The organism is Roseovarius aestuarii, assembly GCF_019966515.1.
In the GTDB taxonomy this organism is placed as follows: domain Bacteria; phylum Pseudomonadota; class Alphaproteobacteria; order Rhodobacterales; family Rhodobacteraceae; genus Roseovarius; species Roseovarius aestuarii.
Genome location: NZ_JAIMIB010000012.1, coordinates 69,856 through 90,577, shown reverse-complemented (window position 1 = coordinate 90,577; position 20,722 = coordinate 69,856). Strand labels below are relative to the sequence as shown.

Genomic DNA, 20,722 nt, shown 5'->3' with positions numbered 1-20,722 from the left:
GCGTCATCCAACTGTGGCGTTACCAATTGACCTCAGGGCGTACCTGTCGCGAAACGCGCCAACTCCGCGCGCACCTCTTCACCCGCCTGCTTCTCGGCAATAGTCAAAACCGATGCGCCCTTGCCATCAGCCGCCGACAGGTCCGACCCCGCTTCCAGCAACAATCGTACCGCTTCGGGGTGATCGCCTGCCACAGCAAAGATCAGTGGCGTGGTCCAGCCGTTTTCGGGCGGGTTGTCACCTGTGAAAAGCTCTGCAAAGCGTAGATGCACGCGCGCGCTATCCTCACCCAACCGGGCCTTGAGCTGCTCTAGATTACCCCGCGCGGCGGCGGTGAAAATGTCCATCCTGCACTCATCAAGCAGCGCGATCATCGCCGCGTCTTCAGCATGAAGCGCCCAACCCATCGGCGTCGCGTAATGATTATTGTCCCGAATGGTCGGATCGGCCCCTGCCGCCAGCAACATCTGGGCCAGATCCACGTCCCCCGACAGCGCCGCCTCGTGCAGCGCCGTACAACCGCTCTGCCCGTTCACGTCGAAGCCAAGCTCAATCATCACCTCCAGTGCCTTGCGATTGCCGCGTTTGGCCGCGTCGCGCAGCATGTCTGTCCTGCGTACATCACCTAGCGCATCGCCTGATTGATCCATAATCTCTCGTGCACCCGACAGATCACCGGCCATGCAGGCGACCTGAAACGCATCCTCGGCTGTAAGCGTCCCGGTATCCGCCCCGGCTTCCACTAGCATCTCCGCGATGGTATCCTCGCCCATCAGCAACGCCGTCTGATAGGGTGTCTTGCCTTTGGTGCGGGTATCATAGGTATCGTCAGGTTTGTTCAGATCGACCCCGTGATCCACCAGCAGTCTGACCCGGTCAGCGTAGCCGCGCTTGATCGCACTGATAAGCTGGAAATACATCGTCTCACTGGGGTGCGGCATGCGCCTGTCATCCTCGACAAGCAACCAGTTGTTCTTGTCCGATGCGCTCAACCCGTATTCCAGAAGTAATTCGAGACAGGTGTTGTCGGGCTCAAAACAACGATTGTAGGCGGCCTGGGAATCGTTCGGATTGGCGCCGAGATCCAGGAGCGCCCGCGCAAAGGCGACGCAATCGGGATGTTCCGGCTGATTGATCGGCCCGCCCTCACCTTGCCCGAAGACGCCGGTCAACGCGGTGAACTTATACTGCCCGCCCCACATGTAGTAAGCGTTCGGATCGGCCCCGCGTTCCAGTAACCGCAACCCGGCTCCGAGGGTCGACGTTTCGGGCAACCGCGCATAAGCGGCATACATCAGCGGCTCCCACCCGAAATACCCGCCCCTCTTGTTTATCAGGGTCTCGTCGCGATCCAGCCAGCGGTCAATTTCGCCCACATCGCCAATGGCGGCGGCGGTATAGATACTGTCCTGCCTGATTTCCGGATGCTCGGCTAGCAACTCTGCTGCCTGCCGGAACCGTTCGGGTCCGAAATTGAGCACCGGCCCGTAGGCCATGATCACCAGATCAAGAAACCGGTTGGCAAGCTGGTTGCCACTTTCATCGCGGATACCTTCAATATGCCGCTTCAACCGCGTCCAGCTGGAAAACCCGTAACCGCGCGCGATCACCAATTGCGCCTGTTGCAGGCTGATACTGTCAGGTTTGCCAAAATACGGCCCGACCTGATCCAGCGCGACCGGGTCACCGGCCCGCACGGATTTCAACAGCGTCTTGGCGCGTTTCTTTAGGTTCTCAAGATTCGGAGATGGGGGGAGTGGGGTGATCGCCATGATCGACCTCCTTTCAAACCGTCCGGTATCCGCGCCCTCGGACCTGAAAAGAGGTGGATGAGGTCTTCGTTCATTTATTCAGACGGGCTTGGCCCTTCCCGCGGATCGGATACCTTCTGACAGGCGCCCGAAGTGTCGCATGCCGGAACGGCTTTGGACAAGAGAAAACTGCCTTAGCGCGGCCCGACAATCAGGCAAGTTATCGCTTCAGGTAAGTTGCCGTTCCGATGACATCGCGCTGCGCACGACCGCCTCAAGATGGGCGGCGAGCGCCTTGCGGTCCGGAAAATCATCAACCTTTACCGCGTCATGGTAGATAACCCTGACCGATCCCTGCCGCCCCGCCGCCAGCACTCGCAACAGGTGCGGCCCTAGGTCCATATCACCCCACCAGCCGTAAAAACGAGAGTCGCCAGAGGCAGGTGCCTGATAGATTACCGTAACCGGCTGGATATACATCTTGTGCCGGAGTTCCGGCGTTAAGAAGGCCTGAAAAAGTGTTGTTTTAAAAGGTAGAACGCGCATTCCATCCGTTGACGTACCCTCAGGAAAAAACAGCAGTTTATGGCCAGACAGCAGCCGCTCTTTGAATAGCTCGGTCTGCGCCTTCGCCTTCTTTGGGTCGCGCGCAATGAAGACAGTCCCGGTGATCCGCGCCAGCAGGCCGATACCCGGCCAGTTTGCGACCTCGGCTTTTGACACGAAATAGATCCGCTTGCGCGCATTCAGCGCAAAAATATCCAGCCAGGACGAGTGATTTGCCACCACTGCGCCGGGCTGGTTCATCCGCTCACCCTCAGCGATATGCCCAATGCCCAACACCGCAAAGGCCAAACGGCATACACATTGTGTGATGTAGGGCGTCAGGGGTCGGTTCTGACCGAAAAGCGGGGCCTCGACAACTCTGAGGATCGCGGTGGTCACCACCCCGACCAGCAGAACCAGGATGAGGATGCTCCCACGCATCAATGCCCGCAGAAACCCGATCAGACCAACCTTGGGAAGCGTCGGTTTTTCAGATGGGTTCCACGTTATGTTCATGCAACAACAACTTTAGAATAAATGTTTTTCTGCTTTTCACTAAGGCGCTTAGTATCCATGATCAGACAGACATCTGTGGTGTTGAACGCATGATCCACATAAGCGCCATCGCCCACATACCCGCCCAAGCGCAGATAGGCCTTGATCAGCGCTGGCACCTGCAGCATGGCCGAGCGTCGGTCAAGATTATCATAAGGGACCAGATCAAGCCGTTGATAGTGATCAGATCTGGCCCTCACACGCAGATCATTTGGCGCCAGATGACGATGATATAGCAGCGACAGAGGGTGTGCCAGCGGTGCCGGATCCGTGCCGTGGAAGCTGGCGACACCAAACAGGATTTCGATGCCGTGATCGGCGACATAGCACGCCAATGCATTCCAAAGGTAATACATTGCCGCCCCTCCGCGATATTCGGCATCAACGCAGGATCGACCAAGCTCCATCAACCGCCGACCGGAAGACCTGAGCGGGCCCAGGTCGTATTCTTCCTCGGAGTAATACTGACCGGCCTTCTTGGCCTGATCATCGCGCAACAGACGGTAAACGCCCACGACGGCGCCATTTCGATTGTCATCAAGTAACAGAAGATGATCGAAGAACCGGTCGAACCGGTCGGTCTCAAGCCGGTTGTCATGGTCGACCATCGGCCCACCACCGCCCAACTCTTCGACAAAGACGCGGTAGCGCAATGCCTGAGCGGCGCGCACTTCATCCGTTGAACGGGCAAGTTTCACACGAAAGGCAGGTTCCAGGTTTCGCATTTTCTTTCAGCTCTTCTGTCACAGCTGGCTTTTAGAAAAGCCCGAACGCAAAGGCAATCTTTCGACCACAACGATACTGGCACTCTCCCATAACGTGTGTTAATCTTCTGGTAACTCTGTTGAGGGATGAAGGACAGGCAACAGAACAACGCGGCGGCCATCGAACGCGATTTTTCCGGCATTCGGAAAGTTGACGGTGATCCGGCCCGCGATGTTTGACTGCACCTGCCCGGTTCCCCAATCGGGCTGGTCCGGGTGCTCCACCAGCATGCCGGGTTCTATTAAAGCGTTTAGATCTGCCATGTGCCGATTGCCTGTTGGAGAGAATAATTGACAGACCATACCGCGAATGTAGCTGCGCTGATAGGCTCTCGTATCTGCCATGATCTGATCAGCCCCGTGGGGGCCGTCACCAACGGCCTGGAATTGCTGGCCATGTCCGGCGTCGGTGACAGCCCGGAATTGTCGCTGGTCAACAGTTCTGCCGCCGATGCCAGCGCCCGGATCAAACTGTTCCGGCTGGCTTTCGGCACCGCGTCTGAAGGGCAGACAACCGGCGGTGACGAATTGCAGCGTGTGCTGTCCGATCACTATGACGACGGGCGTATCAACATCGAATGGCAACCGGATGGTGATCTTCCGCGCAAACTGGCAAAGGCCGTCGTTCTGGCGGTGATGTGCGTCGAGCAATCGCTACCTTTTGGCGGCAATCTTCAGATCAAAAAGAGCGGCGATACCTGGTCCGTACTCGGCACATCCGACCGGATCAGAGAGCGGACGGACTTGTGGTCCGGACTGCGCGGGGAAACGTCTCTTGACGATGTCGCCCCCGCAGATGTGCAATATCCGCTTTTGCATGTCCTGCTAAACGCGATGGATCGGCCCTGCAACGTCGCTACAAGCGAAAACGAGGTCTGCGTGAGCTTCTAGCGCCGCACCGTCCCGTCCCCTTCAACGAGATATTTGAAACTGGTCAGTTGCGCCGCGCCGACGGGGCCGCGCGCATGCATCTTGCCGGTTGCGATCCCGATTTCTGCCCCCATCCCGAACTCTCCGCCATCGGCAAACTGGGTAGAGGCGTTACGCATCAGAATGGCACTGTCAAGCTCGGCAAAGAAGCGGTTCGCGGCCACTTCATCCTCGGTCACGATACAATCAGTGTGATCCGAGCCGTAACGCCGGATATGGGCAAGCGCCTCATCAATCGACGACACAACCCGCGCGGCGATGATCATATCGAGGAATTCGCAACCCCAGTCGGATGCGGTCGCCGGGTGCACGCCGTTGATGGATTGCAGGGCCTCGTCCCCGCGCACTTCGACACCGGCATCCAGCAGCGCCCGCACGACACCCTGGCCGATCGTATCAGCGACATCGCGATGGATCAAAAGACATTCCGCCGCGCCGCAAATACCCGTGCGACGGGTCTTTGCGTTCATCACTACCTTCAGGGCCTTTTCCGGGTCGGCATCGGCATCCAGATAGATATGCACGATCCCTTCAAGATGCGCGAATACCGGCACCCGCGCCTCGCGTTGCACCAGGCCGACAAGCCCTTTGCCGCCACGGGGCACAATGACATCGACCGTATCGGTCATGGACAGAAGCTCCTGCACCGCCGCACGGTCACGGGTCGGCACAAGCTGAATCGCATCAGCAGGCAGACCGGCCTTTTCCAGCCCTTCCACCAGACAGGCGTGGATCGCACCGGAGGAGTGGAAACTTTCCGAACCGCCGCGCAGGATCACCGCATTGCCGGATTTCAGGCAAAGCGCCCCAGCATCGGCGGTCACATTGGGGCGGCTTTCATAGATTACACCGATCACGCCAAGCGGCGTACGTACGCGGCGGATATGCAAACCTGATTCCATATCCCACTCGGCCAGAACCTCGCCCACCGGATCGTCCTGCGCAGCCACCGCGCGTAACCCGTCAACGATGCCCTGAATACGCGCCTCGTCCAGCATCAGGCGATCCATCATCGCATCGGACAGCCCCTTGTCACGACCAAAGACAAGATCCTTCTCGTTGGCAGCGATGATGGCTTTGCGATTGCTCCAGACAGCCTCGGCCGCCGCGTCAAGCGCCGCCCGTTTGGTATCAGCGCTGGCGATCGCAAGCACAGCCGAGGCATCCTTGGCGCGCGCACCAATATCGGCCATCAGCGCGGGAATATTATCAAGATCTTTCATCGGCGGCGTCCTCAGTCTTGTCTCGGGGCAATCTAGCATCAAGCGGTGTCAGAACGCCATATCATCGCGATGCATCAGCGGCCCACGGCCGGGATAGCCCAATGCGGTCTCAATTTCCTGCGTGCGCAACCCTTTGATTTTCAGCGCATCCGCCGCATCGTAGCGGGCCAATCCCTGTCCCAGGCTTTGCCCGGTCTCATCCAGCACCTCTACCGCATCACCGCGGGCAAATACGCCGCCTACAGCGGTCACACCTGCGGGCAAAAGGCTGCTGCCCTTGCGCAATGCCCCAGCAGCGCCCGCATCGACGGTCACACTGCCACGCGGCTTCATCGCCGCGATCCAGGCTTTGCGCTTTTGCTGCGGGTCACCCTGAGCCCGAAACCAGGTGCAGGCAGCGCCGTTTTCCAGCGCCTTGATCGGATGCGGCACCGATCCTTCGGTGATTACCATGTCGCACCCGGCGGCGGTTGCTGTCTTGGCCGCCATCAGCTTGGTCTTCATGCCCCCTTTGCTGAGGCCCGAGCCCGCATCGCCGGCCATCGCTTCGATCTCCGGGGTGATGGCTTCGATTACATCGAAACGGCGCGCGGTGGAATCCTGCGCGGGGTTAGCCGAATAGAATCCGTCCACATCGCTGAGCAGGATCAACTGGTCCGCGCCCGCGGTAACCGCGACCTGCGCTGCCATCCTGTCATTATCGCCATAGCGGATTTCGTCGGTGGCGATCGTATCGTTTTCATTGACGATGGGGATCACCCCCAGTTTCAGCAGCTGCTCAAGCGTAGCGCGGGAATTCAGATAGCGGCGGCGATCGGTACTGTCTTCAAGCGTCACCAGAACCTGCGCCGCCTTCAGCCCGTGATCCGCGAGGGCGCGGTCATAGGCCCCGGCCAGTTTGATCTGGCCAACCGCCGCTGCCGCCTGTGACTGCTCAAGCGTCAACTCGCTTGGCGGAAGTCCAAGCGCGTTGCGCCCCATTGCGATCGACCCTGAAGAAACCAGCAAGACGTCAGTACCACGTGCCCGCAGCCGCGCTACATCAGCAGCCAGCGCCGTCAGCCAATCGGCGCGCAGCTGGCCACTTTCACGGTCGACCAACAGTGCCGAGCCGATCTTGATGACCAGCCGTTTTGCGTCACTCAGGGTTGCCACGGTTCTGCTTCCGTCGTGTCGGCCTTATAGCGCAGCTTGTCCTTGTCGATCTGCCCCCGAAGGGCGCGCAGAACCTCGGTTACGCCGTCCCGGGCGACCCCGGACATGGACATAACGGGCTCTCCCACGACCGCCTCAAGCGCGGCCAGTTTCTCGGCGCACTCCTCGTCGCTCAGCGCGTCGATCTTGTTCAGGACCGTTACCCGCGGCTTGCCGCCCAGAATGTCGCCATAGGCCTCGATCTCGTGGATGATGGTCACGTAATCTTCTGCCACCGTCTCGGACGTACCATCGACCAGATGCAAAAGCACCGAGCAGCGTTCGACATGGCCCAAAAACAGATCCCCCAGCCCCCTGCCCTCGGACGCGCCATCAATCAGGCCGGGAATGTCGGCCACGACAAACTCGACATTGTCCACCCCGACAACGCCCAGATTGGGGTGCAGCGTGGTAAAGGGATAATCCGCAATCTTCGGTCGTGCATTCGACGTCGCCGCGAGAAAGGTCGATTTCCCGGCATTGGGCAGCCCCAGCAGGCCCACATCGGCAATCAGCTTGAGCCGCAGCCATATGCTGCGCTCAACGCCTTCCTGCCCCGGATTGGCGCGGCGCGGGGCCTGGTTGGTCGAGGATTTGAAATGCAGGTTGCCGAAACCGCCATTGCCGCCGCGCGCCAGTTGCACGCGCTGGCCCACCTCGGTCAGATCGGCAATCACCGTCTCCTGATCCTCGTCCAGCACTTCGGTACCCACCGGCGCCCGCAGGATGATATCATCGCCATCCTTGCCGGTGCGCTGCTTGCCCATGCCGGGTTGGCCGTTCTTGGCAAAGAAATGCTGCTGATAGCGGAAGTCGATCAGTGTGTTCAGCCCATCGACAACCTCAATCCAGACCGATCCACCCTTGCCGCCATCACCGCCATCCGGCCCGCCGTATTCAATATACTTCTCGCGGCGAAAACTGACGCAGCCACCACCACCGGCACCGGACCGGATATAGACCTTCGCGAGATCAAGGAATTTCATAGCACGGTCCTTTTTGGCATCCGCATTTGCGATAGAGGGAAAAGCTGTTGCACTCAAGCCTGCAGGGCATCAAGCGTGAAGGTGCGGATCGGAAAGTCGCCATCGCGAGAGGTGCAAAAACCGGTGCAGGCGGCGCCTTCGGCAAAGCCCAGTTTCTGCAACACCCGCGCCGAGGCTGGATTGTCGTCAAACACGCAGGCTTTCAGGCCATTCCAGCGCCCCGTTGCAAAGGCATGGTTGATCACGACGCGGCCCATTTCGGTGGCAAATCCCCGTCCCCAGTGATCGCGTGGCAGCATATATCCAAAATCGCTGTCAGGACCGATGCCAACCGTACCGACAAGATCCGACCCGGCATGGGCGACCAGCCAGCCACCGTTATCCCCAAACCCCACCGAGCAGCGTTTTTTGGTGAAAGCAGGATCAGCGGGCCAGGGCCATGTGCCGGTATGGCGCACAACTTCAAAATCGCCAACCATGGTGGACATGTCGTCAGCATCTCCAGCCTCAACCGGGCGCAAAACCAACCGTTCGGTCCGCAGGATCTCTTCCCTGGCCATATCGCTATTCAAACCGCCGGCTATAGGTCCAGGTCGGTACCGTGGTCCCACGCGCGACCGCGTAGCTTTCGGCATCGCCCAGATACTGGAACCCGCAATTGGTCAACACACGGGCAGAGGCCGCATTGTCCTGAAAAACGCTGGCAAAGATATTGTCGCAGTTCTGCGGATTGGCAGCGACCAATGCGGAAACGGCTGCCGAGGCCACACCCGTATTCCAATAGGCTGGTGCAACCCAATAGCCGATCTCCGACTGATTGCGGTCAAGGCGCGTCAGGCTGATAAGCCCCATCACCTCGTCACGCCCGATTTTGCTGCCGTCCATGGCCCAGAAATCCTCAATCCGGTCCTCGGCCGTGGCACGCACGATCATCGCCTCGGTCAGGCCCGGCGGCAGCGGGTGCGGAATCGACGTGGTGTTCATCGCCACCCGCGCATCGCCCGCATTCATTGCTATCAGCCCAGCATCGGAATCCCTGAGAGGGCGCAGATCGAAATGGACCGTTTCGACAACCGGTTGGTTTACAATCGCATCATGCTTCATATGCTCTCTCCTCCGAACAGTACAAACAGAACCGAGGCAACGGTCAGTGTCGCCAGTGCCCACATCAAATATTTCTCAGCCGGTTTCCCGGCCACAGTCTGCGCGATCCGGTCCCCGCTATAGGACCAGATCGGGTGCAGCACCGCCTGCAGCGCCAGAAAAGACATGGCCACAGCAAAGGTCGCCTGCAAGGCCGGGGTGCCGGGGCTCACGAAATTGGTAAATCCCGCGACGATCATTGCCCAGGCCTTGGGATTGAGCGGATGCACAAGCAGCCCCGCACGAAAACCCGGTGCCTTCTCCACCGCGCGTCCCGCATCAAGCCGCATGTTCGCGACCTTCCAGGCGAGCCAGCAGATATAGGTGGCCGAGACCCATTTAAGAGCGGTAAATACACCGGGCGCCTGCTCGGCCAATTCCATCAGGCCGAACCCTACCGGCCAGATGACCAGTTGCTTGCTCAGGATCACGCCCGCGACGAACGGCAGTGCCGCCTTGAAGCCAAACCGCGCCCCGGTGGCCAGCAGTGCCATGTTCGCCGGTCCCGGTGTGCCGACCTGGCTGGCACCGAAGATCAGCAATGATCCCAAGGCAATGCTCATGGCTGCGCCTCCCAATCAGCGAAAGTCAGTTCCATGTCCTGCATCGCGACATTCGCGGCTTCGGCATGGCAAAATGCCTGACGTTGAACCGTGTCGCGAAACCCAAGCTTAGTCAGAACACGGCGGGATCGTTTGTTCTCCAGGCGATGGCCGGAGCGCATCGGTGATTGATCTTTCTCGAACCTGATTTTTAACAACGCTTGCGACGCTTCGGTGGCAAAACCCCTGCCCCAGGCGGATCGCATGAACCAATAGCCGAGCTGGCCGTTGATCCCGACGGCACCAACAAGCGCGCCATCAAGCTCTGCCGCATAAGTCGCACGCAAAGCGGGAGCGGTTTTGGTAACGAATTCACGCGCATCGCTTTCCTGATACGGCCACGGCATTGTCGGGATCATTCTTGCAATGCCCCGGTCCTGCAACGTTGCTGAGATCGCGACGATATCATCCTCACGAAATCGTCGCAGTAATAAGCGCTCGGTTTTTATCTGGTCAGTCATCAGACTGTCCTCGCAAAAATAAAAAAGGGACCGGCGGTATCGCCGATCCCTAAATGTTCATAACCTTTCAGGTCGGCTTATTCAGCGGCCTCCGCCACTGGCAGGACCGAAATAAAGGTGCGGCCCTTGAGGCCTTTATGGAATTTAATGGCGCCTTCTGCGGTGGCAAAGATCGTATGATCCTTGCCCTGCCCCACGCCTTCACCCGGCCAGAACTTGTTACCGCGCTGACGCACGATGATGTTTCCGGGGATGACGGCCTGGCCGCCGTAGAGTTTTACACCAAGGCGGCGACCGGCTGAGTCGCGGCCGTTACGGGATGAACCGCCTGCTTTCTTATGTGCCATCTCGTCTCTCCTTAGCCTTTAGCCAGTTCTTTAGCCTGTTCGATCCAGCCTTCGCGCTCGATCCGGCCTTTGAACGACAGTTTCTCGTCCATAGCAGCAACATCCGCTTCCGTCCATGCTGCGATCTGGGCAAATGTGGTTACGCCTGCTTCCAAAAGTTTTTTCTCAAGCGCCGGGCCTACACCGCTAAGTTGCTTGAGATCATCCGCACCCGCGTCGGCCTTTGCAGCTTTCTTGGGGGCAGCTTTTTTGGGTTCAGCCTTGGGCGCTTCTGCCTGGGCTTCGGCCTTTTTCGGCGCGGCTTTCTTGGGCTCGGCTTTTTGGGCGGGCGCTGTCGATACCGCAGCGGCCGAAACCGAACCGGCACCCATCGCGGCTTTCACGCCGGATTTATCGCCACCTTTTTCAAGGATATCAGTCACCCGCAGCAGCGTCAGTTGCTGGCGGTGGCCCTTGGTGCGCTGGCTGCCGTGCTTCCGGCGGCGCTTGACGAAATGGATGACCTTGTCACCCTTGATCTGATCGACGACCTCGGCCTGAACCGCGGCACCATCAACCAGAGGCGCGCCGACAACGGGCTTGTCGCCGCCCAGCATCAGAATCTCATTGAATTGAACTTTTTCACCGGCATCCGCTGCAAGTTTTTCAACACGAAGCATGTCACCTGAGGACACCTTGTATTGCTTGCCACCGGTCTTGAGGACCGCAAACATATGCTTTTCCTTCACATTTTCGCGTCCGGCGGTCCCCCGCATCGGGGTGTTCCGGCCCTAAGGCCACCTAGAACAGCGCGCACTCTCGAGCGATATTTCCATAACCCGCACAGGGACCACCCCTGCCGAGATGCGCGCTTATCCAGCCAAAGCGGTATTAAGTCAAGCCCCGAGTTCGCTATGCGTTGCGGGTGGAATTGCTGATTTCTCCGCTAGAGTGGTTCGCTTGTCAGATGCTCCGCCACCGCCAGGCCCATCAGATAGGACAGCTCTTCATACATGCCGTCGAAAGCAGCAAAAATCGCCCGGTTCAATTCACGCCCTTCCGGTGTCCGGAAAAACGCCGCATAGGCTTCGAGCTTAGCGGTGTCCAGCGGCTGATAGGCCAGCAAAAGAAACGCACCCAGCCACTCTTCCGAGTTGCGGCGCGTGGCCTCTTCCTGCGACCAGACATCGGACAATATCTCTGACTCACTCAGGTCATACGCACCACCTTCGCTCAGCCCACGGTAAAACATCAGGCTCGAATTGAGGGTGCCCATGACGTTGAATTCGACCAGATCGCTGTCGGTTATCACCTGGTCAACCAACCCGATCAGCGCCGTATCCTCACCCCGCTCAGCTTGATACTGCGCGATTGCTGCCTCTTCGGCTTCTGGGTCGAGAAAAACCTGCCGTGCCGACAATTCCATCGCCACGATCTCGCGCCCGTCCTCGCTGTCGAAATAGTCCAGCAACGGGGCCAGATTGGCATCGGCTAACTCATCACGGAAATCCGTGCTGATCAGCGCGAGCATCTTGTCTTCATCATAAATTCGCGAGACTGTGGCAGTCCAGCTTTGCCGATCCGCATCAGGCAGCATTTCATCCGCAAGTTCACCGCCGTAACGCAGCCCCTCGTCATGCATGATTCCAATCGTCTCTTCGAACCGTAGCAGGTCAACAAGGCGATCAAGGTCTTGCGCCTGATCGGCGATAGCGGCGTTGCCCGCCGGGATCAGCCAAAGCGTCAGACAACAGCGCCGGACAAGGCGTGCAATCACAGTTCCTGCCCCAGTGTTAGCCCGGCCATCCGTCCCGCCAATACCTCGAACCGATTGGCCATAATCTCGTATTGAACTGCGTTCATCAGCACATAAACTTCTTTCATGTCCGGATGTTCCAGCGCGTCGGCATAAGCCTCAAGTTCATCGTCGCTCAGATCGCGATAAGCATAGGCCGCCGACACCAGCCCCGACGTTTTCAGGGTTTTGCGCAATTCATCCTCGGTCTCTTTCAGCAAAGCCCGCAGCGCGCCCTCATCAATCTGCTGCTCCAGCACTCCCGCGTTCGAGGCCGCCATCAGAAAGCGTATCTGGATTTCGTGCACCCCTTTCACCGCCGTTCCGGCGCTGTCGATCGCCTCGTTCATCCGGCGCAGATAAGCAACTCGATCCCCACCGGCGTCGACAACCGAGCTGCCGATTTCCTGTCGGGCCTCTTCGTCCTGATCCAGATGAGCGATGTTCTCGACCTCGACCAGCCGTTGCCCCAACGGGGATGCGTAGAACCCGGCCGCATGCGTCAGAAGTTCGTCGCTGAGGGTCTGCGACAGGATATCCAGCGCGGTTTCCCGCATCTTGTCTGTGTCGAAAACATCTTCCGAGACGCGCGACCATTCGGTCCCGAAGGCGCTGGCATCCATGCCCAGCATGGCCGGCGCGTCCGAGGCCGACAGCGCAATACTGTCCAGCGCCACATCAAAGCCGGTGACCTCAAGAAAGGCTTGCAAGCGGTCACGATCAGCCGCAACCACAATCGATAGTGGCACAAATGCGAGCAAGACGGCGGCAAGCAGTGGCAGAAATCGCCGGACGGCAAGAGAATGAGAGACTGACATATGCCATAGAACCTTATGTTGGAGCGCTCTTCCCTAAACCTAGGCAAATTCTGCCGCCAAACAATGCAAAACCCCTTGTCTCGGCTTGCAAAGGCAATTACACGCCCCGGGACCCCCGCGGAGAGGTGCCGGAGTGGTCGAACGGGGCGGTCTCGAAAACCGTTGTGGGTGCAAGCCTACCCAGGGTTCGAATCCCTGTCTCTCCGCCAGCTAACTTATTTATCGAAACCCTTGCGCTGCGACCTGACCATCGGCCACTGCGAGCCACCGTTCTTCGCAATTCTCAAAACGCCATACCCGTGTCGCGAAGATTGCTGCCATCTTCCGGGCGTCTGGGCAAGCGATTTAAATTCGGTCAGGTAGCGCGCATGCACCGCCGTCGCAAATTGCCAGGTCCGGGACCTTAAACCAAATCTCGCTCGGCGCTTTGCCGGCACATCAGCTTGCCCGGATTCATGATGTTTTGTGGATCGATGGCGTTTTTGATTGCACCCATCAAGGCCAGTTTGGCCGGATCACCAAACTTCGCAAGCGCCTCGCGTTTCTCGACACCTATGCCGTGTTCTGCGGAAAATGACCCACCTATTTCAGAAAGCCCCTGGTAAAGCGCGGCCGAAATTTCGGTATAGCGATGATTGACGGGGGTATCTTTGGCGATTGAGTAGTGCAGGTTGCCGTCGCCAAGATGTCCCATGACGTAGATGCCAAGTTTGGGATCAAGGGCATGCAGGCGAGCGCTGCTTTCGCGAACAAACGCATCAAGCTTGTTCAGGGGTATCGAGATGTCAAACCAGCACCCGCCGGGAAACATCTTGTCGATCAGGAACGTTTCCTCGCGCACAGCCCAGATATCAATTCGTTCCTGTTCATTTTTGGCAAGCAAGGCATCAGAAATCTCTTCCGCCTCAAGGCTCTGGCTTAATATCTCCAGCAAAGCGTCTTCGTCTTCAATGTTGTCGAACTCGAAGATAACCAGCACTTCGCCTACGAGGTTTCCAAATCGTCGCTCGAAATTCAGCGCTTTGAGCGTGTTTTGGAAATAGTCGCGCCACATTATTTCCGCGGTTAATAACTTCGTGCCGTATGCGTGGTGCAGACGTTGAAAAAAGGATAACGCAGATGATGCATCGGGGGCTGCGGCAAGAATTGTCTTACGCGCGCCGGTCGCGGCCTCCAGCTTCAACACAACGCCAGTCACAATGCCCAGTGTGCCTTCCGACCCGATGAAGAGATGCTTGATGTCATAGCCTTCATTGGCTTTGATAACTCTTTTCAGGTCACTCATGACCGATCCATCGGGCATTACAACTTCAAGTCCAAGAATCCGCTGTCGCATCACACCATTACGAAACGCTTCGCTGCCCCCGGCATTCGTGGCAACCATGCCGCCAATGGTGCAAGAACCACGCGCGGCCAAATCTATACCGACCGTAAGCCCGTGCTTCCCTACTTCTTCTTCCAATTGAGAGAGGGTCACGCCCGCATCCACGACAGCGAGACAGGATGCGGCGTCAATCTCGCGGATGACGTTCATCTTATCCATCATCACAACAAGCTGACCTGGAGAGGATTCAGCCCCACCGGCCAAACCTGTACGTCCGCCATGCGGGACGATGCTGATCCCCTTCGCAGCACAGCACGCTACGATAGCTACAACATCTGCGGTGGATTTAGGACAAACAGCAATGCCTGCATCAAAATTCCCGGGATCGAAACCAGGATCACGACCCTTAAGATCTTCCGCCCGCATCAGTCTTAAATCGAGCTTAGCCAAGTCGGCTACGTCACTGGCTGACAGCGTCATTCAACTTTTTCCAAATCACTTCCCGCCGGCACAAAATACCACCCGGCCCCACGAGCACAATCCATGTATCAACTCAAAACACGTCAGATAATCTGGCCCGACTCCAGTGCTTAGACATTTGCCCCGATATACGATGCAAAAAGCCTGGCGGGCCGCCAAATGCCGATACTCACCACCCGCCAATCAAAGCGGTGCGTTTTGCCTGAGATGGGTGCCCTGTACTCGGTAGGGTTTGCCTGCACATCTCTACCGTAAAAAGCGCCGACACGGGGCCGGCGCTTCGGTTAGGCATCGTATCGGAAGATGTCCCGACAGACCAAAATCGTGTCGGAAGAGCCTACTTAAGCCACCAGCGCTCCATAAAACGCTCACCGTCGAGATCCCAGTTCGTCGCGACCTGATCGGGCATACCGACATCGTCGGTCACACCAAAGACGTAGGAGGCGAACATCGGGATGGCCGAGCCACCTTCCTCGTTCAGGATCTTCTGCATTTCGAAGTACATGTCGCGCCGCTTGGTCTCGTCCAGTTCGGCCCGTGCCTCGATCAGGAGCTTATCGAAACGCTCGTGCGACCAGCGGGACTCGTTCCAGGAAACACCAGTCTGATAGGTGGTCGAGAACATCTGGTCCTCAACCGGTCGACCGCTCCAGTAGCTGGTGATGAAGGGTGACTTGATCCAGTGATCGGACCAGAAACCGTCATTCGGCTCTCGGCTGACCTTCAGGTCGATCCCGGCACCTTTGGCAGAGTTCTGGATCAGGACCGCGGCGTCCAGCGCCCCGGCAAAAGCAGCATCGGACGCGTGCAGTGTAAGAGCGATCGAATCCAGACCAGATTCCTTGAGATAGAATTTTGCCTTGTCGGGATCATATTCACGCTGTTCCAACTCATTGTTGAAGAACCGTTGCCCCGATCCGATCGGATGGTCATTGCCGACTTCGCCATAGCCGAACAGGATCTTTTCAACCAGCTCCTGACGGTTGATCGCGTGTTTCACCGCAAGACGCACATTGTTGTCGGTATAAGGCTCCGTATCGCACAGCATCGGGAAGGAATAGTGCAGCGTGCCGGTGGCGTTCTTGAGATTGACGCCCGGTTTACGCTCCAGCAGCGCTGCGGTCTTCAGATCAACCCGGTCAATGACATGCACATCGCCCGAAACAAGCGCCGTGGTGCGGGCGTTCTGATCGATGATCGCCAGTACCTCGACAGTGTCGAAATGCGCCACCTCGTCAGTCCAGTGGTTTTCGTGGCGCGACAGGGTCGCAGTGATACCCGGCTGGAAACCGTCAATCTTGTAAGAGCCGCAGCCGATATGATCCTTCCAGTTCATGCTGCCGTCCTCGTTGGCGGGCATGATCGCCAGGTGATAGTCGCTCAGAATGAACGGGAAGTCGGCATTACCCGCTTCGAGGTCGAAGGTGATCGTGGATTTGCCGTCGGCGCGCATCTCTGAGATGGCTGAGACCAGCGGTTTCGCCGCCGAGGTCGAATCTTCGGCGCGGTGATGGTTGATCGAGGTGATGACATCATCAGCCGTGACCGAGCGCCCGTTATGGAACTCCGCCCCTTCGCGCAACTTAAAAGTCCAGGATTTTGCGTCAGGCGTTGCCTCCCAGGATTCGCCAAGCGACGCCTCAAGGCTGCCATCGGCGCCGATCTGCGTGAGGTAGCCCTGATAGCCCCCCAATGCGAGACCTATCGTGTAGCCGTTTTCGATAACGCCGGGATCAAGGATATCGGTCGAGGCACCATGCCCGCGGGCCACACGCAGATGGCCGCCTTTCTTGGGCGTAGCGGCATAGACCCTGTCGGCAGCAACCGTCAGCGCCGACACGCTCACCCCGGCCGCGAGACCTTGCTGCATGAAGCTGCGCCTGGATATGCGCTTGCTTCTCAATTGATTCTTCAGATGGCTAAGTGGTTCCATTTCAGTCTCCCTGGTTATTCTTGAAAAGTACCCGCCCGATTCCCCGTTATTTCGATAGCGTAGCATAATTTTTCATTTTTCATCTTCGGCTTCTAGCAGCCACTTGGCGCGTTGGTCATGCCGCCTCGCGACACAGTGCCTGGCTAAGGCAATGCACGCCGCCACCACCTAAGGTGAACATCGACATGTCGGGGTCATAGACCTCAAAGCCAAGCGCACGCATCTTGGCGTTCAGGTCCTCAGCGCCCGCCATCGACAACACCTTGCCATCCCCGAGCGCCACGAGGTTCACGCCTAGGTTCTTGGCCTCGCGATATTCAACTTCTACAATGTCGATACCCCAACCCCGCACAACCTCGACCAGCCAGGGCTCCATCGCATCGATGCAGGCCACCGCAAGCTTCTCAGCCAGAGGCACAATCAACCCATCCATATGCACAAATTCGCGGCTGATCGGTGCCACCACGGCCTCCCAGCCTTCGGCACGCACGAACTCGGCCACCTGTTCGCTACCTTCTTTCTCGGACCGCTCACCGCAATAACCGATCAACACCCGCCCCGGTTCGATAATGTTGAAATCGCCACCTTCGAAGTGCCCGGCAGTGGCAAATTTCCAGATCGGCACATCGTGGTCCTGATAGAACTGGATCACCGTCGCATAATCCGCCCGGCGGCACTTGAGTTGCATATGGCAAATGAGCGGCCCCCAGGGCGTCATGGCCGAGCTATCACGGGCAAAGAAATTCCGGTGCAACGCCTCGTCCGCTGGCAGATAATGGCATTTGACCCCGTTTTCTTCATAGATCGAGACCATTTCGGCATGCTGTTTCATCGCCAGTTGCAGATCGAAGCGATGGCCGGTCTTTTCGGCATTGGCCAGCGTCCTACCGATAAGCGGCCCGGCCTCGACCCATCTGTAATATTCGGGCTTTCCCAACAAGACGCCATGCAGTTTCGCGTAGTCGTTGTTGATGCCCCAATTGGAAAAGTGCGTCGCGCGATCTTTCACAATTTGCCTCCCTGGATTGCGTTGTCGCATCCAGCTTGACGCAGAACATTTTTGCAATAAATTACAAAAGATAAAACTTTAGTTGCACAAATATACATATAACAATGCTGCCCCCCTCTCTCACAAAGGCTGATCTGCATCTTCTTCATGTGTTCATGACCGTTGTCGAAACTCGCGGTTTTTCCACCGCACAAATCGAACTGAATGTTTCAGCCTCGACCATCTCGCGGCAAATCACAAATCTGGAAACAAGATTTGGCATGAAGCTATGTCAGCGCGGCAGGTCCGGTTTTCGCCTGACCGAGAACGGTGAGGTGGTTTATCGCGCGACCCAGCGACTATTTGCATCCGTCCAGGAATTTGGAGAAACGATTGATGGGTCTCGTGGAAGACTGGTGGGTAATCTTGCCCTGGCCATTGTTGACAACTGGGTTTTCAACGACGCGTCACCCTTTGCGAACGCCTTGCGCAGATTCACTGACATGGCACCGGACGTCACGGTCGAGCTGTTCTCGCTGGCGCCCGATGATATCGAGTTGGCAGTGCAGGACGCACGGGTATCGCTTGGCATCGGTGTCTTTCACAAGCACAAGCCGGGCCTGATTTACGAACCCGTCGGCTTTGAGAAGATGGACTTATATTGCGCCAGGGGCCATCCATTGTTCGATGAGGATGATCCGTCGAAAATACGCGAAATCTTGCAGCATTCCCAATATGCCAAACGCGCCTACCTGAGGGAACGCGAGGTGGCCCCCATTTCACGTGATCTGAAAACCGGCGCGTTCGCGCATCAGATCGAAGGCATTGCCCACCTGATCCTGACCGGCAAGTTCATCGGCTATCTCCCCGAACACTTCGCGAAAGTCTGGGTGCGGGAAGAGAAGATGAAGTCGGTCGGCGCAGGAGCATTCAACCAACCCTCTGAAATCAAACTTGTCAGAAAACGCGGCGTAGACCTTAATCTGGTATCGAATACCTTCAAAAACCTCGTTTACGCATCTGTTATGCCCGAGAGCTCGATCTCAGGTTCAGACAGAAAATCCGGGACCTGATAAGACTATTCAAAGCCCGAAGGCGCGCGAGATCACGATAGATTTGCGGCGAAGCTCGTTATCGCACCCGTTCACACGTAACTTCCTGTTCAGATCGTTTGCCCTGACGACAATAGTCGAATGTCATGCCTCAGTCGTCAGATTTTCCGCGACCGAAGATCTGCGCCAGCGCCATCATCAGTGTCGTCACCACGATCATGATGGTCGAGATCGACGCAATGGTGGGGTCGATCTGGTCGCGCAGGGCGTTGAACATGTTGCGGGTCAGCGTCGGGTTGTCGCCGCCCGAGATGAACATGGCCACAACAACCTCATCAAAAGACGTCAGAAATGACAAGAGCGCGCTGGTGACAACCGCGAACCTGATCTGAGGCAGGGTGATCGTCAGAAACGCCTTCCATCGCGGCGCCCCCAGCGAACGCGCGGCAAGTTCCTGGTTCATGTCATAGCTTTTCAGCGCCGATCCGGTCACGATCAGCACCAGCGGGATCGCCAGCATCGTATGGGCCAGCACCAGCCCGGTCATGGTATAAAGGATCTGCAACTTCACGTAGGCATAAAAAGCCCCGATCGCGACCAGCACCACCGGCACCATCATCGGTGTGATCAGCAATACGAATGCCGCGCGGATATAGGGGAGTTTCGATGCGTGCAGCCCGTACGCCGCCAACACGCCAATCGGCGTAGCAACCAGCATCGTCAGGATCGCGGCTGTGAACGATGTACGCGTCGCCCGCATCCATTCTTCTGAGCCAAAATAGTGACCGTACCAACGGGTTGACCATTTCTCGGGCGGGAATTCGAGGTATTGCGAGTCCGAGAAGGACATTGGAATGACGATCAGCGTCGGTGTCACCAAGAGCAGCATGGTGATCCCGGCAAAGATATAAAGCCACAGCCGCTGGCCGTGGGTGACCTGGGTTTCCGAGGCGGGGCTGCGTAGCCAATTCAGCATCAATGCCCGCCTCCCGTCATCTGTTCGAGTTTTAGAAACCGCGACGCCACCCACAGGACCGCAACTGTCAGCACCAGGAGCACCACGCCAAGCGCGCTGGCCGCACCCCAGTTTACGAAAAGCTCGATGTTCGACACGATCTTCATCGACACCATGATGACTTTGCCCCCGCCCAGCACTGCCGGCGTCACGAAGAAGCCCAGGCACAGGACGAAGACCATCAGTGCCCCGGCGAACAACCCCGGTGTGGAGAGCGGAAAGAACACCGTCCAGAACGCCCGCGCCGGGCTCGCCCCCATATTGGCTGCGGCCTTCAGATAATCCCGGTCAATCGCCTTCATCGCGCCATAGGTGGGCAGCACCAGGAAAGGCAGCATGATATGCACCATCCCGATCAGCGTCCCGTTGAGGTTATGCACGATCTTGATCGGCTCGTCCCAAAGGCCCAGCGAAATCGCCCAATTGTTCACCAGCCCGTTTTTCTGCAACAGCACTAGCCACGCATAGGTCCGGACCAGAAGCGACGTCCAGAAGGGTAACAGAACGGTGATCAGGCACAGGTTGGCCACGCGGGTGGGCAGCTGCGACATGAAATAGGCAAGCGGATAGCCAATCAGGATGCACAGGCCGGTGGTCAGCAGGCTGACTTGGAACGTGGTGCTGAATATGCGCGCGTAGGATTTGCGCTTGATCATCCGCTCGTAGTTTTCCATCGAAAACGTGCCATCCGCCCCGATGAACGAGACATAGAACAGCCAGCCGACCGGGATAACCAAAATGATCAGCACAATCAGGACAGCGGGCGAACTCAGGCCAAAGAGCTTCAGCCGCTCCAACCGTTCATCCCGCCGCAGACCGGCGGCGTTCATGTCTGT

22 protein-coding genes and 1 tRNA gene are annotated in these 20,722 nt (G+C 57.8%); 3 read left to right on the top strand and 20 right to left on the bottom strand.

Annotation, left to right across the window (positions count from 1 at the left end; genetic code table 11):
* Positions 1-32: 32 nt before the first annotated feature.
* The 4 genes from LC334_RS14780 to LC334_RS14765 form a co-directional block, all read right to left on the bottom strand.
* A complete protein-coding gene (locus LC334_RS14780) occupies positions 33-1,772 on the bottom strand; it encodes an ankyrin repeat domain-containing protein (protein WP_085799603.1) in 1,740 nt (579 codons plus the stop codon).
* 207 nt (positions 1,773-1,979) lie between these two features.
* Complete coding sequence (locus LC334_RS14775; protein WP_085799604.1) at positions 1,980-2,813, bottom strand: lysophospholipid acyltransferase family protein; 834 nt, start codon at positions 2,811-2,813, stop codon at positions 1,980-1,982.
* Positions 2,810-3,577, bottom strand: a complete 768-nt coding sequence (locus tag LC334_RS14770) for a GNAT family N-acetyltransferase (protein ID WP_085799605.1) — start codon at positions 3,575-3,577, stop codon at positions 2,810-2,812. The genes LC334_RS14775 and LC334_RS14770 overlap by 4 nt, the downstream gene beginning before the upstream one ends.
* A gap of 99 nt (positions 3,578-3,676) precedes the next feature.
* The gene (locus LC334_RS14765) at positions 3,677-3,880 is read right to left on the bottom strand and encodes a DUF3553 domain-containing protein (RefSeq protein ID WP_085799606.1); all 204 of its coding nucleotides are present in this window, start codon (positions 3,878-3,880) and stop codon (positions 3,677-3,679) included.
* Between the two features lie 27 nt (positions 3,881-3,907).
* Here LC334_RS14765 and LC334_RS14760 point away from each other — a divergent pair, with 27 nt between their 5' ends.
* Positions 3,908-4,507: a histidine phosphotransferase family protein gene (locus LC334_RS14760; protein WP_085799607.1), complete on the top strand. Its 600-nt coding sequence runs from the start codon at positions 3,908-3,910 to the stop codon at positions 4,505-4,507.
* On the opposite strand, the gene LC334_RS14755 is transcribed toward LC334_RS14760, so the two are convergent.
* The 11 genes from LC334_RS14755 to LC334_RS14705 form a co-directional block, all read right to left on the bottom strand.
* Positions 4,504-5,769 carry a glutamate-5-semialdehyde dehydrogenase gene (locus tag LC334_RS14755; RefSeq protein ID WP_085799608.1) on the bottom strand — a complete coding sequence of 422 codons (1,266 nt, stop codon included), beginning with the start codon at positions 5,767-5,769 and terminating at the stop codon, positions 4,504-4,506. The two genes, LC334_RS14760 and LC334_RS14755, sit on opposite strands and share 4 nt — an antisense overlap.
* A gap of 48 nt (positions 5,770-5,817) precedes the next feature.
* Positions 5,818-6,924: a glutamate 5-kinase gene (gene proB / locus LC334_RS14750; RefSeq protein WP_085799609.1), complete on the bottom strand. Its 1,107-nt coding sequence runs from the start codon at positions 6,922-6,924 to the stop codon at positions 5,818-5,820.
* Positions 6,912-7,949, bottom strand: a complete 1,038-nt coding sequence (obgE, locus tag LC334_RS14745; protein WP_085799610.1) for a GTPase ObgE — start codon at positions 7,947-7,949, stop codon at positions 6,912-6,914. Before obgE ends, proB begins: the two co-directional genes overlap by 13 nt.
* Before the next feature lie 53 nt (positions 7,950-8,002).
* Entirely contained in the window at positions 8,003-8,509 is a 507-nt protein-coding gene (locus tag LC334_RS14740; RefSeq protein ID WP_176237647.1) for a GNAT family N-acetyltransferase, read from the bottom strand.
* Positions 8,510-8,513: 4 nt separating this feature from the next.
* Entirely contained in the window at positions 8,514-9,053 is a 540-nt protein-coding gene (locus LC334_RS14735; protein WP_085799612.1) for a GNAT family N-acetyltransferase, read from the bottom strand.
* Complete coding sequence (locus LC334_RS14730) at positions 9,050-9,655, bottom strand: LysE family translocator (protein ID WP_085799613.1); 606 nt, start codon at positions 9,653-9,655, stop codon at positions 9,050-9,052. The genes LC334_RS14735 and LC334_RS14730 overlap by 4 nt, the downstream gene beginning before the upstream one ends.
* The gene (locus LC334_RS14725) at positions 9,652-10,155 is read right to left on the bottom strand and encodes a GNAT family N-acetyltransferase (protein ID WP_085799614.1); all 504 of its coding nucleotides are present in this window, start codon (positions 10,153-10,155) and stop codon (positions 9,652-9,654) included. Before LC334_RS14725 ends, LC334_RS14730 begins: the two co-directional genes overlap by 4 nt.
* A gap of 77 nt (positions 10,156-10,232) precedes the next feature.
* On the bottom strand, positions 10,233-10,502 hold the full coding sequence (gene rpmA, locus LC334_RS14720) for a 50S ribosomal protein L27 (RefSeq protein WP_085799615.1): 270 nt from the start codon (positions 10,500-10,502) through the stop codon (positions 10,233-10,235).
* A gap of 11 nt (positions 10,503-10,513) precedes the next feature.
* Positions 10,514-11,215 (bottom strand): 50S ribosomal protein L21, encoded by a 702-nt coding sequence (locus tag LC334_RS14715; protein ID WP_085799794.1) that lies wholly within the window; start codon positions 11,213-11,215, stop codon positions 10,514-10,516.
* A gap of 212 nt (positions 11,216-11,427) precedes the next feature.
* Entirely contained in the window at positions 11,428-12,258 is an 831-nt protein-coding gene (locus LC334_RS14710) for a hypothetical protein (RefSeq protein WP_085799616.1), read from the bottom strand.
* Complete coding sequence (locus LC334_RS14705) at positions 12,255-13,094, bottom strand: DUF2059 domain-containing protein (protein ID WP_085799617.1); 840 nt, start codon at positions 13,092-13,094, stop codon at positions 12,255-12,257. Before LC334_RS14705 ends, LC334_RS14710 begins: the two co-directional genes overlap by 4 nt.
* A gap of 119 nt (positions 13,095-13,213) precedes the next feature.
* On the opposite strand from LC334_RS14705, the gene LC334_RS14700 reads away from it, so the two are divergent.
* Positions 13,214-13,303, top strand: a tRNA-Ser gene (locus tag LC334_RS14700).
* A 194-nt stretch (positions 13,304-13,497) separates the two neighbouring features.
* Here LC334_RS14700 and LC334_RS14695 read toward each other — a convergent pair.
* The 3 genes from LC334_RS14695 to LC334_RS14685 all read right to left on the bottom strand — a co-directional run bounded on the left by LC334_RS14695 (position 13,498) and on the right by LC334_RS14685 (position 17,840).
* A complete protein-coding gene (locus tag LC334_RS14695; protein ID WP_085799618.1) occupies positions 13,498-14,898 on the bottom strand; it encodes an FAD-binding oxidoreductase in 1,401 nt (466 codons plus the stop codon).
* 337 nt (positions 14,899-15,235) lie between these two features.
* Positions 15,236-16,768 (bottom strand): ABC transporter substrate-binding protein, encoded by a 1,533-nt coding sequence (locus LC334_RS14690; RefSeq protein WP_223413017.1) that lies wholly within the window; start codon positions 16,766-16,768, stop codon positions 15,236-15,238.
* A 178-nt stretch (positions 16,769-16,946) separates the two neighbouring features.
* Complete coding sequence (locus LC334_RS14685) at positions 16,947-17,840, bottom strand: dimethylarginine dimethylaminohydrolase family protein (RefSeq protein WP_223413016.1); 894 nt, start codon at positions 17,838-17,840, stop codon at positions 16,947-16,949.
* A gap of 104 nt (positions 17,841-17,944) precedes the next feature.
* Here LC334_RS14685 and LC334_RS14680 point away from each other — a divergent pair, with 104 nt between their 5' ends.
* On the top strand, positions 17,945-18,892 hold the full coding sequence (locus LC334_RS14680; RefSeq protein WP_085799621.1) for a LysR family transcriptional regulator: 948 nt from the start codon (positions 17,945-17,947) through the stop codon (positions 18,890-18,892).
* A gap of 130 nt (positions 18,893-19,022) precedes the next feature.
* On the opposite strand, the gene LC334_RS14675 is transcribed toward LC334_RS14680, so the two are convergent.
* Both LC334_RS14675 and LC334_RS14670 read right to left on the bottom strand, forming a co-directional pair.
* The gene (locus LC334_RS14675; RefSeq protein ID WP_085799622.1) at positions 19,023-19,847 is read right to left on the bottom strand and encodes an ABC transporter permease; all 825 of its coding nucleotides are present in this window, start codon (positions 19,845-19,847) and stop codon (positions 19,023-19,025) included.
* Positions 19,847-20,716, bottom strand: a complete 870-nt coding sequence (locus LC334_RS14670; RefSeq protein WP_085799623.1) for an ABC transporter permease — start codon at positions 20,714-20,716, stop codon at positions 19,847-19,849. The genes LC334_RS14675 and LC334_RS14670 overlap by 1 nt, the downstream gene beginning before the upstream one ends.
* Positions 20,717-20,722: the final 6 nt, after the last annotated feature.